The 14,968-nt window shown below is 35.1% G+C and carries 13 protein-coding genes and 3 pseudogenes; 13 read left to right on the top strand and 3 right to left on the bottom strand.

Annotation, left to right across the window (positions count from 1 at the left end; genetic code table 11):
* The first annotated feature begins 154 nt into the window (after window positions 1-154).
* The 6 genes from glgX to D5R40_RS02970 all read left to right on the top strand — a co-directional run bounded on the left by glgX (window position 155) and on the right by D5R40_RS02970 (window position 5,334).
* A complete protein-coding gene (glgX, locus tag D5R40_RS02945; protein WP_124143084.1) occupies window positions 155-2,278 on the top strand; it encodes a glycogen debranching protein GlgX in 2,124 nt (707 codons plus the stop codon).
* 460 nt (window positions 2,279-2,738) lie between these two features.
* Complete coding sequence (locus tag D5R40_RS02950) at window positions 2,739-3,191, top strand: hypothetical protein (RefSeq protein ID WP_124143083.1); 453 nt, start codon at window positions 2,739-2,741, stop codon at window positions 3,189-3,191.
* A gap of 427 nt (window positions 3,192-3,618) precedes the next feature.
* Entirely contained in the window at window positions 3,619-4,365 is a 747-nt protein-coding gene (locus D5R40_RS02955; RefSeq protein ID WP_161564309.1) for a GUN4 domain-containing protein, read from the top strand.
* 117 nt (window positions 4,366-4,482) lie between these two features.
* The gene (locus D5R40_RS34445) at window positions 4,483-4,665 is read left to right on the top strand and encodes a hypothetical protein (protein ID WP_124154209.1); all 183 of its coding nucleotides are present in this window, start codon (window positions 4,483-4,485) and stop codon (window positions 4,663-4,665) included.
* A gap of 60 nt (window positions 4,666-4,725) precedes the next feature.
* On the top strand, window positions 4,726-4,980 hold the full coding sequence (locus tag D5R40_RS34450) for a vWA domain-containing protein (RefSeq protein ID WP_124154210.1): 255 nt from the start codon (window positions 4,726-4,728) through the stop codon (window positions 4,978-4,980).
* Between the two features lie 81 nt (window positions 4,981-5,061).
* Window positions 5,062-5,334, top strand: coding sequence for a hypothetical protein (locus D5R40_RS02970; RefSeq protein ID WP_124143080.1), 273 nt, complete (start codon window positions 5,062-5,064; stop codon window positions 5,332-5,334).
* 178 nt (window positions 5,335-5,512) lie between these two features.
* Here D5R40_RS02970 and D5R40_RS02975 read toward each other — a convergent pair whose 3' ends face one another.
* Window positions 5,513-6,055 carry a helix-turn-helix domain-containing protein gene (locus D5R40_RS02975; RefSeq protein WP_124143079.1) on the bottom strand — a complete coding sequence of 181 codons (543 nt, stop codon included), beginning with the start codon at window positions 6,053-6,055 and terminating at the stop codon, window positions 5,513-5,515.
* A gap of 173 nt (window positions 6,056-6,228) precedes the next feature.
* Here D5R40_RS02975 and treZ point away from each other — a divergent pair, with 173 nt between their 5' ends.
* The 5 genes and pseudogenes from treZ to D5R40_RS03000 all read left to right on the top strand — a co-directional run bounded on the left by treZ (window position 6,229) and on the right by D5R40_RS03000 (window position 14,095).
* Window positions 6,229-8,052, top strand: a complete 1,824-nt coding sequence (gene treZ, locus D5R40_RS02980) for a malto-oligosyltrehalose trehalohydrolase (RefSeq protein WP_124143078.1) — start codon at window positions 6,229-6,231, stop codon at window positions 8,050-8,052.
* A 340-nt stretch (window positions 8,053-8,392) separates the two neighbouring features.
* A complete protein-coding gene (locus D5R40_RS02985; protein ID WP_124143077.1) occupies window positions 8,393-8,686 on the top strand; it encodes a hypothetical protein in 294 nt (97 codons plus the stop codon).
* A gap of 4 nt (window positions 8,687-8,690) precedes the next feature.
* A complete protein-coding gene (locus tag D5R40_RS02990) occupies window positions 8,691-9,263 on the top strand; it encodes a hypothetical protein (RefSeq protein WP_153183453.1) in 573 nt (190 codons plus the stop codon).
* 683 nt (window positions 9,264-9,946) lie between these two features.
* Window positions 9,947-12,805 (top strand): malto-oligosyltrehalose synthase, encoded by a 2,859-nt coding sequence (gene treY / locus D5R40_RS02995; protein WP_124143075.1) that lies wholly within the window; start codon window positions 9,947-9,949, stop codon window positions 12,803-12,805.
* 319 nt (window positions 12,806-13,124) lie between these two features.
* Window positions 13,125-14,095 (top strand): annotated as a pseudogene (locus D5R40_RS03000) (IS630 family transposase).
* Between the two features lie 83 nt (window positions 14,096-14,178).
* On the opposite strand, the gene D5R40_RS36950 reads toward D5R40_RS03000, so the two are convergent.
* Window positions 14,179-14,316, bottom strand: coding sequence for a hypothetical protein (locus tag D5R40_RS36950; RefSeq protein WP_192901264.1), 138 nt, complete (start codon window positions 14,314-14,316; stop codon window positions 14,179-14,181).
* Window positions 14,317-14,326: 10 nt separating this feature from the next.
* Here D5R40_RS36950 and D5R40_RS42365 point away from each other — a divergent pair, with 10 nt between their 5' ends.
* Window positions 14,327-14,620 carry a helix-turn-helix domain-containing protein gene (locus D5R40_RS42365; RefSeq protein WP_375339361.1) on the top strand — a complete coding sequence of 98 codons (294 nt, stop codon included), beginning with the start codon at window positions 14,327-14,329 and terminating at the stop codon, window positions 14,618-14,620.
* On the opposite strand, the pseudogene D5R40_RS42370 reads toward D5R40_RS42365, so the two are convergent.
* Window positions 14,514-14,768: pseudogene (locus D5R40_RS42370) on the bottom strand (helix-turn-helix domain-containing protein); the annotation flags it as partial. The gene D5R40_RS42365 and the pseudogene D5R40_RS42370 sit on opposite strands and share 107 nt — an antisense overlap.
* Before the next feature lie 4 nt (window positions 14,769-14,772).
* Here D5R40_RS42370 and D5R40_RS39010 point away from each other — a divergent pair.
* Window positions 14,773-14,889 (top strand): annotated as a pseudogene (locus D5R40_RS39010) (IS630 family transposase); the annotation flags it as partial.
* Window positions 14,890-14,968 lie beyond the last annotated feature (79 nt).

Here is a 14,968-nt window from a genome sequence, read left to right on the forward strand (position 1 = left end):
ATTATTTTCTGGGAATTGAAATTATTTTCTGACAATTTTAATAATATTCTGGCGAGCTAGAAGCTCGCACTGGATAGCTCGCACTGGATAGCTCCCATTGGATGGCTCGCACCGTTTGCTGTTATTCTAATTATGAAGAGTTCCCGGTTGATTTATGTATGTACCTCTTTGGCCTGGAAAACCATTTCCCCTGGGAGCATCCTGGGATGGTAAAGGCACCAACTTCGCCATCTTCTCTGAAAATGCTACCAGTATAGAACTTTGCTTATTTGACAAGCAAAACCAAGAAACACGACTCACTCTGACAGAAGTAAGTAACTTTGTCTGGCATGGATATCTACCAGGTATTAGTCCTGGTCAAAAATATGGATTTCGAGTACATGGCCCCTACGAACCATCCCAAGGTCATCGTTTTAACCCCAATAAATTACTAATTGACCCTTACGCTAAAGCAATTGATGGGGATATCCTCTATGGTCAAGAAATATTTGCCTATTCTTGGGATAATCCAGAAAAAGATTTAGCTTGTACTTTAGATGATGATGCTCATCTGATGCCAAAATCTGTGGTAATTGATGAAAGTTTTGATTGGGAAAACGACAAATTATTAAACATTCCCAACCACGAAACCATAATTTATGAAATTCATCCCAGAGGATTTACTAAACTCCATCCTGATATTCCCGAAAATCTCAGGGGCACTTATGCAGGGTTAGCACATCCAACAGCGATCGCTTATTTCCAATCTTTAGGCATTACAACGGTGGAGTTAATGCCAGTACATCATTTTCTCCGATATCCAGGACATTTGGTTGATAAGGAATTATCTAATTATTGGGGTTATGACTCGATTAATTATTTTGCTCCCTACTGTGGTTATAGTTCTAGCGGTAAAGCAGGGGAGCAAGTTCGAGAATTTAAACAAATGGTCAAAGCATTGCACAATGCTGGTATTGAGGTGATATTGGATGTAGTCTACAACCATACTGGAGAAGGTAATCATCTGGGTCCGACTTTATCTTTCAAAGGTATTGATAATGCTGCCTATTATCGCTTAGTAGAAGATGAACTCCGCTACTATATGGATTTTACTGGTTGTGGTAATTCTCTCAACGTTCGTCACCCCCAGGTATTGAAGTTAATTATGGATAGTCTGCGCTACTGGGTGACGGAAATGCACGTGGATGGTTTTCGATTTGATTTAGCTTCAGCTTTGGCGCGAGAATTATATGACGTAGATACTTTGGCAGCTTTCTTTGATATTGTGCATCAAGACCCGGTTATTTCCAATGTGAAATTAATTGCGGAACCTTGGGATGTGGGAGAAGGTGGTTATCAAGTTGGGAATTTCCCCCTCTTGTGGTCAGAATGGAATGGTAAATATCGAGATGCAGTTAGAGATTTTTGGCGAGGGGAAGAGGAAACATTATCTGAATTTGCCTATCGTTTTACAGGTAGTTCTGACTTATATGCTGCTAATGGTAGATTACCTCATGCGAGTATTAATTTTGTAACTGCCCACGATGGTTTTACTCTCAACGATCTAGTTAGTTATGACGAAAAACATAACGAAGCAAATGGGGAAGATAATAATGATGGAGAAGAATATAATCGTTCTTGGAATTCTGGAGAAGAAGGAGAAACAGACGACCCCGATGTACTAAATATAAGAAACCGTCAAAGGCGTAATTTTTTAGTGACTTTAATGTTATCTCAAGGCGTACCAATGTTATTAGGTGGAGATGAATTTGGGCGGACACAAAATGGTAATAATAATGCTTATTGTCAGGATAATCAAATTTCTTGGTTGGATTGGAATTTACAAGTAGAAAATTCAGATTTATTAGATTTTACTCGACAGTTAATTTATTTCCGTTGTCAACATCCAGTATTTCATAGACGTAAGTGGTTTCAAGGTCGTGCTATTCATGGTTCGGATGTAAATGATATAGGTTGGTATAATCCTGATGGTGGAGAAATGACTGAGGAACAATGGAATATTGATTTTGCTAAAGCTGTTGGTATATTTTTAAACGGAGAGGAAATTCCTGCTAGTGGCGAACGTGGGGAAAGGATTATTGATGATAGTTTTATGATATTTTTTAATGCTCATTATGAGTTGATAGAGTTTACAATTCCTCCTAAGTTTAAAGATATAAATTGGGTGGTTATTGTTGATACGAGTAAGTCTCGTTTTGTGGAGAATGGTAAGCAATATAAAGCTGAGGTTCCTATTCCTGTTATGGAACGTTCAATTGTTGTTTTACGGCGTTTATAAACATTCAGCTATTAGCAGTCAGCTCTCATATTTTTAAGGAATGAAAAATTATTTGTAAGCATTTAGGTATTAGCTATCAGCTCTCAGCTTTTTAATTAATAGGATGCATCTTAGATATTTGTAAAAATACTTTTTTTCTATTGCCTGTTGCCTATTGCTTTTTCCTTAAAAGCAATAAATTTTTGGCTTTGTTCAAAATTTAGATGCACCCAATGAATGAAAAAATCATTCGTTTAATTTTCTGTTCAAATTTGATTCATTATAGGTTATCTGGAATTGGTAATTTATCAAATGATATAAATGATATATAAGTATTGCCACTAACAAATCAATACAGTATGGGAGAAGCAAGAATTCAAGCTTAGGTATTGTATATCTATAGTCTTTTAGGACTAAAGGATAAAGAGTAGATTTTTCTATTCATGTTCAATAAAAAAAAATAATCTGGTACTTCAATAAAATGGCAAAAAACTATCTGAAAGCTTCAGCTAAAGCAGGTCGTGTATTTGCTGGTCCTCTAGCACCTCTTTTTGAAGGTGTTCTTAGTCTCTATGAAGATGAACAAATAGAAAACCGTGAAGCTAAACTAGACGAAATGATTAGCAAAGTAGAAAACGTGAGCCGTGAAACTCTTGAGGAAATATTTGAAGCTAGAACCGATATAAAGGAATTAAGAGAACAATTTATCTTGGGAATGGAAATTTGTTTTTCTGTTCTGGCTAAAAATACGGCGTTATTATCTAGCCCAGATTTAGAAGAAAATCTTCCTTTTTTGATGGAACCATATAGGGAAAAGTTAGAAGCAAGTGGGTTGATTACAGATGAAGTTTTAGCTGATGAACTTTATAAATTTTACGAGAAAGATACCCGACTTTTTTTAGCACATATTTCTGCTGATTTTCCTGTGGGATAACTTCGTACTAATGAAGCTTTACCAGTTGTTATTTCCAACTTTTTAAGCAGATGTTCTGGTCAGGGATTAAATCAACAAGCTAAAATATTTAATGCTTTAAGTAAAAAAAATCCAGGTAGTGAACCTTTAAAGGTAAAAAGCTTGATGCTTCAGGAACAAGTGATTAAGAAAATAGGGGAATGAGAAAATATTTATGGCTAGTTTATTTCAAGAGTTTCTAGAGAAGATTAGACAACGAAGTGGTAAATATGAAGATATTAAAGAGGAAATTCTTAAGGATATTTTACAAGTTTATAAAAGGTATGAATTATTTATAAATACTCTAGAATAAGGGGGCTTTGATATTAGTAACTTGAGGCTAAATGAATCTCTGCGAGTAATTTTATCTGATTTTTTAAGCCTATGTAATGGTCTAAATATAGACGAATTGCATAAAATTTTTAGTAAATTACATCATAAAAATAAAGGTCTTACCTTATTAAAAGAAATTAGAGATATACTGGAACAAGATAAAAATCAAAAAATTAATATTTCTCCTACATATCCACTACCAGAACTATCAATACTACCAATATCAATTCCTCCTATAGAATTACCTATAGATCGGCAGGTTCCACAAAAACCAGAAGAAACTACTATTTTAGAACCAAATTTCGACCCAGAAATTTATGGTAAATTAGAAGATTTTCTGCAAAAAAAAAAGTGGAAAGAAGCTGATTTAGAAACTATGAGATTAATGATAGAAATTGCTGACAGTATTGAAAGTTCTAATCACGTTCCAAAAAATAGAGATTTGATAACACGGCTAGACAGTGAAGACATACAAAAAATACCTGATGAAGCATTAAAAATCATGGATAAACTTTGGTTTGAATACAGCAACGGTAATTTTGGTTTCAGTGTTAAAGCAAAAATTTGGTGTAAATGTAAAGGCAGGCCAGGAGAATTTAATTTTTCAATTTACAAGAACAAATTTGCAAAATATATCGGTTGGTATGATGGTAGAAAATGGATAGAAAGGTATGATGATTTTAATTTTTCTAGTGAAGCAAAACCAGGACATCTTCCTTCTTTAAGTTTTCCCGATCAAAAAAATTACCAAATCAACCGCATTCGCTGGAAAGAAACTTTTGAAGTTCTCTTACCACGTTTTTTTAATTGTGGATTAATCTAATAAATTAGGGTTCATACCAAAGTTGCTACTCTTAACCCTGAACTTTATGCTCAAATAGAAATACAAGGAAAATGGTCGGATGCACTGGCTCAAACCCAAATTAATTATCCTCAAATTATGATGACTGGTGGTAATAGTGGTTCAGGAGACTCTGCGTCAAATTTATTTAATTTATTGCAAATAGAACATTTAACTGGACTTGCAGGCAACCTTCAACTTAACCAAGGAACATCCACGCCATTACTTTCCAGATCGCCAACAACACATTCTCTTCCCCCAAACTTAGAAAAGAAAAGTTGACCAGCACACTCCGCTGAACTTAAGATTCCAATTGTTCTAGTAGTAGATACATCTAGTTCGATGTCTGGTGAACGTATTGATTCCTTAAATGCTGGAATTGCTGCTTTTAAAAAAGAATTTGAACCAAGTAGCAAAATATCCCAATCTGTGGAATTAGCTATCATAAATTCTAATAGTAATGGGCAAGGAATTCAAAATTTTGTGAATATGGATAAATTTGCCCCATCTCCTTTCAAAGCTGAAGGAGAAACGATGATGGGTGAGGGAATTAATTTAGCATTGCGAAAAATAGACAATTATCAGAATAATTACTAAAGCAATAATATTCAGGACTCTCAAAAACCTTGGTTATTTTATATTATAGGTATACCTCCAACTGACAGCAATTGGCAAACAATGGATAAGGAATGGCAAAAATCAGCGCAGCGTGCGAAAGAAGCGGCAAAGGCAAATAAACTCAATTTTTTTCTAGTCGGTGTTCAGGGAGTAGATATGATTAACCTCAGAGAAATTGCTTCTCCACAAACACAACCTAAGTCGCTCAATGGTTTGAAATTCCCTGAATTCTTCCACTGGCTTGCAGAGAATCTCAACACAGTTTCCAATAGTAAGCCAGGTGCTACTATTTCAATTCTCCCTATTACAGAATCCGCAAAAGATAAAGATTGATTATTAGACACTATTCTCTAGGGGCGAATAGCCATTCGTCCTTACACTGGTCTACCAAAATGAAAACCGTTGTAATATTCTTATCTTCCCTGAAGAAGATTTAGAGTTAAGGATGAGCGATCGCCACACATCCTTAACTCTAAATCTACCCAAAACCACTATATATAGTAGTTAAAAACTATAACGTTGCATATATACAGTGTTTAGCCTTTCGACTTTTTTGTTTTACCCGCTGCTGAACTACTTCCGGAGGCGGACCATAATCTCCATTACTGAAATATACTCGCTCTACTATATTTCCCGGTTCTACTTCAATCCACAGACGGGCACCTCCAGCTTGACTTCTATTAGGTTGATGGGGTTGATACACTATCTGGCAAGGCCCATGAATTTTTACAGCGTGGCAATAATCTTTTTTACTTCCTACTTTTACGGCGACTGCTCTATGAGAGGTTCCATGGTCTCGGTTATAATCTATAGTCTTTCGCAGAACATGAATAAAAGTATTAGCTGTGCGTTGATTTTTATTCCAAGTGGGTTCAGGGCCACGACGACCAGGTGTAATTTCTGGCATTCCTCTATGATTTAAAGGAATTCGCCAAAATCTTTTGACTTTACGCGCACCTATAACTCGGCCAGTATTTAGTAGAAAACGCAATCTACCTGTCGAGATATTTAGAAGAAAAGCCGCTTCGGTGGTACTAACTAATGAGACACTCATAACTATAACGTTGTAGTTTTAAATTATTTAAATGAAAAGGAAGGAGAATTGATAATTTTTTTTTAAAAAAGTAATTTAGTTTTAAGAGGTGAGTAAATTAACAGATGAAATTGTAGTCTAAAATTAGACAACATTATTATAAAAAATTCAACGCCCTCAGAGTATATAAATTTATGAAAATCGGTAGCCATTATTCAGCAGAAACAAATAAATGCCAATTTAATGTTTGGGCACCTCTACGAGAAAAGTTAGCTGTACATATTGTACATCCCCAAGAAAAATTTATTGAACTTCAAAAAGATGAATGGGGATATTGGCAAGGAGAAGCAAAAGACATTGACCCGGAAACTCTATATTTTTATCAATTAGACCGAGAAACTGACCGACCAGACCCAGCCTCTAACTGGCAACCTCAAGGAGTACATAGTCCTTCTAAAGTAGTAGACCATCAAAAATTTACCTGGAATGATACTTCTTGGCAAGGTATCCCTTTGGCAGAAATGATTATCTATGAACTTCATGTCGGTACTTTTACTCCCGAAGGAACTTTTGCAGCAATTATTCCGAGGTTGCCAGAATTAAAAGATTTAGGGATAAACACTATAGAAATTATGCCCGTAGCTCAATTTCCAGGCGATCGCAACTGGGGCTATGATGGAGTTTATCTTTATGGGGTCCAACATTCTTATGGTGGGCCGGATGGTCTAAAGCAGCTTGTTAATGCTTGTCATCAAGTAGGCATCTCTGTAATTTTGGACGTTGTTTATAATCATTTTGGTCCAGAGGGAAATTATCTCTGGGATTATGGTCCCTATTTTACGGATAAGTATCATACTCCTTGGGGAAATGCTGTTAATTTTGACGACGCATATAGTAATGAAGTCCGTAATTTTTTTATTGAAAATACTTTGTATTGGTTAGATAAATATCATATTGATGGTTTACGTTTAGATGCTGTTCATGCCATTTATGATATGAGTGCCGAACCTTTTTTACAACAGTTAGCTGCTAGGGTAGAAGAGTTTAGTAAAAATGATGGAAGGAAGCATTATTTAATTGCGGAAAGTGACTTAAATGATGTGCGAGTTTTACGTTCAAAAGAACAAGGAGGGTTTGGTCACGATGCTCAATGGTGCGATGATTTTCACCACTCTCTGCACAGTCTTTTAACAGGAGAAAGTTCTGGATATTATTCTGATTTTAAGAGTATAGAATCTCTGAAAAAATCTTATAAAGAAGGATATGTTTATACAGGAGAATTTTCACCTCACCGCCAGAGAAATCATGGTAATTCAACGGTTGGTTTTGCCGGAGAAAAGTTTGTAATTTGTATTCAAAACCACGACCAAATAGGTAATCGATTAATAGGAGAAAGATTATCAGCTTTAGTAGATTTTGAAGGATTAAAATTAGCAGCAGGAGCAGTTTTAATTTCTCCATTTGTACCAATGTTATATATGGGAGAAGAATATGGAGAAGAAGCTCCTTTTATGTATTTTGTTAGTCATGGAGATCCTAACTTAGTAGAAGCAGTGAGAAAAGGAAGGGCAGAAGAATTTAAGTCTTTCAATTGGTCTGGAGAAGTGCCCGATCCTCAAGGTGAAAAAGTATTTATGGACTCTAAATTAAATTGGGAAAAATCCAGGGAAGGTAAATATGGAGTTTTACGTTCTTTTTATAAACGCTTAATTGAGCTACGGAAAAAAATTCCAGTATTAGCTAAGCTTGACATCTCTCAAATAGAAGTAAAAAGTTTAGCAGATAAAAATGTCTTATTGCTTCACAGGTGGGGAGAGAAAAGTAGTGTATTGAGTCTGATGAATTTTGAAAAGCATTCTGTGACATTTGAACCTCAACTACCCACAGGAAATTGGCAAAAGCTGATTAATTCCTCAGACCGAGAATGGATGGGAGAAGGTGCTGCTTTACCTAAAAAATTATTATCTGGACAAACCGTGACGATTAATCCTTTAAGCTTTGCTCTTTATGAGACTTGATCGGAGCATTCCCCAGAGAACATACATTAGACCTCTCCTGAAAAGAGGGAGTAGGGAGAAAGAATTGATGATTTTTGCGGGATAATTGATTTTATTTTTGATTATCGTAGATATCTATTTTTAGGTTTAAAAGTTATGATGGCCAACATCACCTATAATTGATCGTAACGACTCAAAATATATTTTATTGACATTAGTCGAGTGTCAGTGAAATTGATTTCTCAATTTTAGTGTATATTGTTGAGTCTTGATTTAATACAATACTTAAAAATTCATGATAAATTTCCCAAAAAACGTTTTTTCTGAGTCTTTTCCAATTTTTCAAAAATTACCTCCTTCCATGACTTCCATAAGGGAAATAAAAGTTTTTAAGTATTTCTCTCGTTGCCTTTACTCTGGTGCTGGAGAAATAGTCGATCTTAGTTCAGGAGTAGCAGGAACAGTATATCCCTTTGCCTTGGAATTATCAAAAAATCAACAAGTATTAGAGAAAAAATCTAGAATTTATGCCTATGATGCTTTTACAACTCCAAAACAAAAAATTGCAGCTAGAGGAGGCAAAATTTATTTCTCAAATACTAGAGAAGTTCAAAAACAAGACTCCTACTTACACATATTTCAAAAAAAACTGTAAGACTTTGATTGACTATGTTAATGTTTGTAATGGAGATATTACTACATTGTCATGGCAACATAAACCCATTGAGATTATTCACATTGATATAGCCAAAAAATTAAAAGTATGGCAACACATTGTCAAAGAAATTTTTCCTCATTTTTGTGTCAATAAAACTATTGTTGTTAATCAATATTTTTATCGATCAAGACTTCCTTGGTTAATTTATTCTACTGGCATAATCCTGCCCTATATTGAATTTTTATACCATGTGATTGATGGTGTTATATATTTTAAAATAGTTCAAGAAAGACCATCATTTATTCTTGGTAAACTCGCAGAAGATAATTTTAGTATTGCTGAGAAGATATATGCAATCAATAAAATTACGGAGGTACTTGATGATTGTATTTTTGTAGGTAATATTAACAAGGATTTAATGAAAGGACTTATGGAGCTAGCAATTGCTTATATTTATTATTATTTTGGCAGCAAACAAACATCTTCTACCTTGGCAGAATCACTCAAGAATAATCATGCTATTGTCAAGCATTACTCGGGGTTCTTTCGGAAATTAGGCGTTTCTCTTCATTGAAGCTTAACTACTATCAAATTTTAATTATATTTGGGCTACATGAAGAATAAATATAAAGTTTAATATCTCAAAAAAATTTATCTGTTAAACGTGAAATTTTGAACTTTTAACGTAAGCATTCAGCAGTCAGCCATCAGCTATTTGTTATTAACTCATGATCATACTAGAGGGGAATTATCCACCAAGGAGAATTAAAATTAATTAATGAAATTGGCTATAACCTAACCTCAATTCTTGCTTGAATATGTTCAAAAGTTGATTGTTGTTTGCGAAGCATAACCTAGGAAATGCTAATAGCTGTTTGCGGAGCATGACCTAGGAAAAGCTTACCTTTTAAGAACTAATTAATCAACACTTATAGCAGTTTTCATGTTTCATAGAATACAGAGATTTTAGCTGAAAGGCAGCGGGAGCTGAAGTTTTGTAGTCAACATGAATGAAAACTGCTATATTTATATCTATATTAACTATGCGAATTCTCATAACGACATTATATAATTTAATCTACTTATAGTTTTGACTTTGGAAGTAGATCAAGTCGTAGTTTTATATTTAGCCAAACTAGGAATTTTTCAGATTTATCCTTTTCCTAAATGTTTGAAAAACAGATATTTATCTGTTAAACGTAAAATTATGAACTTTTAACAGTCAATTAATCACACTTAATTATCTCTATATTAACTATGCGAATTCCCATGACGACCTATAGAATTCAATTTACTCCTAATTTTGGCTTTGATTCAGCTAAAGCTATAGTTACATATTTAGCGGAACTAGGAATTTCTGATATTTATGCTTCTCCTATATTTAAAGCAAAAACAGGAAGCAACCATGGATATGATGTAGTCAATTCTAATATACTTAATCCTGAATTAGGTGGCAAAGAAAAATTTGCTGAACTAGTCACAGAAATTAACAGTAATCAAATGGGATGGCTACAAGATATTGTGCCTAATCATATGGCATTTAGCAGCCAAAATCATATTCTGGTTGATGTCTTAGAAAATGGTCCTGAATCTCAATATCGTGACTATTTTGATATTGACTGGAATCATCCTTATGAAGGTATCAAAGGTAGAGTTTTAGCACCTTTTTTAGGTAAATTTTATGGAGATTGTTTGGAAAGTGGAGAGTTAAAACTTAATTACGGCCAAAATGGATTAACTGTTAACTATTATGATCATCAATTTCCGATTAGAATTGATTCTTATACTCAAGTTTTAACCTACAATATCGGCAAATTAAGAAATAAATTAGGCAGAAAAAACCAAGATTTTGTTAAATTACAAGGAGTTCTCTATAGCTTAAAATATATTCCTTCTGGAGCTGAGGGGAGAGAAAGGTATGACCAAATTAGCTTCATCAAAGGGATGTTGTGGGAATTATGGAATGAAAATCTACATATTCAAGAATTCGTTGAAGAAAATATAGAGACTTTTAACGGGGTTCCGGGAAAGCCAGAAAGTTTTGACTTATTAGATAAATTATTATCCGAGCAATATTTTCGTCTATCTTTCTGGAAAGTGGGTAATGAAGAATTAAACTACCGACGATTTTTTACAGTAAATGATTTAATTTCAGTCAGAGTAGAAGATGAACAAGTATTTAATACTACCCATGCTCTAATTTTAGAAATGTTAAAAGAGGAAAAATTTACAGGTCTGAGAATCGATCATATTGATGGACTGTACGATCCTGCTCAGTATTTAAACAGACTGAGAGAAAAAGCAAATGCTCCTTATATAGTTGTCGAAAAAATTCTTGAACCTAGCGAAGATTTACCTGTTAATTGGCCGGTTCAAGGAACTACAGGTTATGATTTTTTAAACTATGTTAATGGTATTTTTTGTGACCATTTTAAGGAAGAAGAATTCGACCAAATTTATTCTCGGTTTATTCAAGGTACTTCTAACTATGGGCAGCTAGCTGATCAAAACCAAAGGCTGATTATTAACAAACATTTAGCCGGAGATATTGATAATTTAGCTCACTTACTTAAAGATATTTCTAGTAAATATCGATATGCCAGTGATTTTACTATTTTTGGTTTGAAAGCTGCTTTAGTAGAAGTTATGTCGGTGTTTCCGGTGTATCGGACCTATGTTAGTAAAGAAGGGGTTAGTAAGGCAGATCGAGAATGTATTCAGAGAGTAATTGCTAAAACGAAAGAGAAAATTCCTTTCTTTATCAATGAACTTTTGAATGAATTGAGTTTTATTGAGAAGTTTTTGTTGTTTGAATTTGATGAACATTTAAACCAGGAAGATAAAGATAAATGGCTACATTTTGTGATGCGGTTACAACAATTTACCGGACCTTTAATGGCAAAGGGTGTAGAAGATACTGTTTTATATGTTTATAATCGACTTATTTGTCTCAATGAAGTTGGTTCAACTCCTAGTAAATTTGGAGTTTCAGTTGAAGATTTTCATGGATTTAATCAACATCGTATTGCGTATTGGCCTCATACTATGAGTGGAACTTCTACTCACGATACAAAACGTGGGGAAGATGTCAGAACGCGAATTAATGTACTATCAGAAATTCCTGGAGAATGGGAAAGTTATCTACAGAAATGGCAGGAAATTAATGCTCCTCAAAAAGATTGTGTAGCAGGTTTAGATGTTCCTGCATCTAATGATGAATACTTTTTATATCAGACTTTGTTAGGTGCTTTTCCTGTTGATGAAAGTGAATATCCAACTTTTGTCGAAAGGATTAAAGAGTATATTATTAAAGCAATTCGAGAAGCAAAAGTTAATACAGGTTGGTTAAGACCGGATGATGATTACGAAAGTTCACTTATTAAGTTTGTAGAACATCTACTTAATAAATCAGAAGATAATGAATTTTTACCAGCTTTCCGACCTCTGCAACGTAAGGTTCAATATTACGGTGTTTTTAATTCTTTATCTCAGGCTTTTTTGAAACTTACTTCTCCTGGAGTTCCTGATATTTATCAAGGTACAGAATTGTGGGATTTGAGTCTTGTTGACCCTGATAACCGTCGTCCCGTTGATTTTGAAAAAAGAGCAGAGTTTCTGAAGGAAATTAAGACAAAAATAGAGTCCGATATTTTAGGATTGATTGAAGAACTTTTGCAAACTCCAGAGACTGGTAAGATTAAAATGTTTTTAATTTACCAAGCTTTACAGGCACGCCGAGAGTATTTGGATTTATTTCAAAGAGGAGATTACCAAAAGTTAATTGTTATGGGTAGTTTGAAAGATCATATAGTTGCTTTCTCGAGAAAATGGGGAGATAGTACAGCGATTATTATAGCTCCCAGATTATTAACTAAGTTGATTCAAGAAGGAGAAAATCCTTTAGGAGAACAAGTATGGCGTGAGACTCGAATATGTTTACCTTCTGGTTCTTCTTTGGTGTGGAAAAATGCAATTACTCAACAAAAACTTAAAGAAGAGAAAGAGGATACTTTATGGATTAGAAATGTACTGAATCATTTTCCTGTAGCATTATTAATTAATGAGCAAGGTGAAACAAATAATGATTCTGAACCAACAGTAGATTCTCAAAATTAAGTATACTTTGATTTTGAATTTTGAATTTTGAGATTTGATCAACATCAAATTTAGCCCGCCAGAAAACTTTTAGAAGGCGGGATTATCGCTGCGCTTGAAGTCAGAAATAGGAACTCAGAAGTCAGAACTTTTTTCTCTGAGAATTTTCGGTAATCATATCTCTATTTCTAGACGGAGAAATAGGGTGATGCGACCCCCGCTATAAATTTCATTTTAGCGGTTGAAAATTATAGCACTAAGTAAGTTGGTATAAATAAACCAAACTATGTAAAGATAAGTAAATATGGATAATATCTCTATTGAGTGAGGAAATTTATACATGGGGGCTCGTTTAAGGGTTTTTCTCACAAGTGAGCAAGACCGAAGTCTACAGAAGTTGAGAACTGCGGACGTACCACAGAAAGTCAAAGACCGAGCAGAAGTGATTAGATTAAATGCACATGGGTGGTATGTAGAAAAAATAGCTGCTCATTTTAATTGGGCTAGACAAACAGTAAGAGAAGTGTTACATAAATGGCAAAAATTTGGCTTACAAGGACTGTGGGAGTCACAAGGTCGGGGTTTAAAACCTAAGTGGACTGAAGGTGATATGAAATTTTTGGAAGAATGCCTCACCAAGGAACCACGGACATACAACAGTCATCAGCTAGCAGAGAAATTATAAAGCGATCGCGCAATTAAATTGAGTCCTGATAGATTAAGTCGGATACTCAAAAAAAGGGGGTCATTTGGAAGCAGGCCAGAAAAAGTCATAAACAGAAACAAGATCCAAGAGTCAAAGAAATAAAGCAAGCCGACTTAGATCTGTTGCAATTGGCTGCAGCTACAGGAGAAATAGACCTCAAGTACCTAGATGAGTCTGGATTTTGTATGTGGAGCGAGCCGAGTTATACCTACTACTTTAAAGGGGAGCAAAAACGCCTAGAACAGACAAAGCGTCGTGGTCGTAGATTAAGCATTATTGGCTTTCTTCAACCTTTAATCAGTTTCGTTTACGGTTTAGTAATTGGCGGTGTAGACCGCAAGTGTTACATCCGAATGATGGAGCGTGAAGCCCAAGAAACTGCCAAAACTGGGCGTATGAGGATAATTGTTCAGGATAACGGACTAATACATAGATGTCGAGAGGTACAACAATTATGGTCAAAATGGGAAAGCCAGGGCTTGTATATATTCTTTTTACCTAAGTATTGCTCAGAAATGAACCCAATTGAGCTGGAGTGGAAACATCTCAAAAAAGATGAATTATCAGGTCAAATGTTTGATGACGAGTTATATCAAATCCGGTAGCATCGGAGTAATTAAACCTGAATTTTCGGCCACCAATGGCTATGGTTATACGGCTTTGTGAATCCAAATAATGGTGAAACTTACTACTGGATTTTACCAAAAGTTAATGTAGAGCTTTTTAACCGTAAGCGATGTTCATCCATTGCCCAGACTTCAACTGTGGCCTCTGGGTGTTTTTGCCCTACTTCTTGGACTTTCTGGTTGATAGCTAAAGGCCACAAAGTAGAAGAAGTGGCTGAGGTTACTGGATATCGGCGTGGTTCAATTTACAGAATTGTAGGGCGCTATAACCGATTAGGTATTGATGGATTAAAAGATCGTCGCCATCAACATCAGGGGCCGGAGACCTTACTCTCAGAAATAGACCAAGCTCTTGTAGTGCTTGCCATAGGAAAGCTTGGTCTATTTCTGAGAGTAAGGTCTCCGGCCCCTGATGTTGATGGCGACGATCTTTTAATCCATCAATACCTAATCGGTTATAGCGCCCTACAATTCTGTAAATTGAACCACGCCGATATCCAGTAACCTCAGCCACTTCTTCTACTTTGTGGCCTTTAGCTATCAACCAGAGGATTTGCCATCTAGTTCGTTCTATTGGGTCTTGAGTTTGTCGGTAGAGTTTTTCCAACTCTTCGATACTTTTGTGTGGTTCTAGCTTTAACAATCTCGGCATGGCGATCGCCAATGTTAACTGGAAATACCAATGGCTATGGTTATACGGCTTTGTGAATCCAAATAATGGTGAAACTTACTACTGGATTTTACCAAAAGTTAATGTAGAGCTTTTTAACCGTAAGCGATGTTCATCCATTGCCCAGACTTCAACTGTGGCCTCTGGGTGTTTTTGCCCTACTTCTTGGACTTTCTGGTTGA

Origin of the sequence: Okeania hirsuta, from assembly GCF_003838195.1 — a bacterium.
GTDB classification, from domain to species: domain Bacteria; phylum Cyanobacteriota; class Cyanobacteriia; order Cyanobacteriales; family Microcoleaceae; genus Okeania; species Okeania hirsuta.

Coding starts and splice junctions, on each gene's coding strand:
- glgX (WP_124143084.1), top strand. CDS start 155: ATGTATGTACCTCTTTGGCCTGGAAAACCATTTCCCCTGGGAGCATCC.
- D5R40_RS02950 (WP_124143083.1), top strand. CDS start 2,739: ATGGCAAAAAACTATCTGAAAGCTTCAGCTAAAGCAGGTCGTGTATTT.
- D5R40_RS34445 (WP_124154209.1), top strand. CDS start 4,483: ATGATGACTGGTGGTAATAGTGGTTCAGGAGACTCTGCGTCAAATTTA.
- D5R40_RS34450 (WP_124154210.1), top strand. CDS start 4,726: ATGTCTGGTGAACGTATTGATTCCTTAAATGCTGGAATTGCTGCTTTT.
- D5R40_RS02970 (WP_124143080.1), top strand. CDS start 5,062: ATGGATAAGGAATGGCAAAAATCAGCGCAGCGTGCGAAAGAAGCGGCA.
- D5R40_RS02975 (WP_124143079.1), bottom strand. CDS start 6,055: ATGAGTGTCTCATTAGTTAGTACCACCGAAGCGGCTTTTCTTCTAAAT.
- treZ (WP_124143078.1), top strand. CDS start 6,229: ATGAAAATCGGTAGCCATTATTCAGCAGAAACAAATAAATGCCAATTT.
- D5R40_RS02985 (WP_124143077.1), top strand. CDS start 8,393: ATGACTTCCATAAGGGAAATAAAAGTTTTTAAGTATTTCTCTCGTTGC.
- treY (WP_124143075.1), top strand. CDS start 9,947: ATGCGAATTCCCATGACGACCTATAGAATTCAATTTACTCCTAATTTT.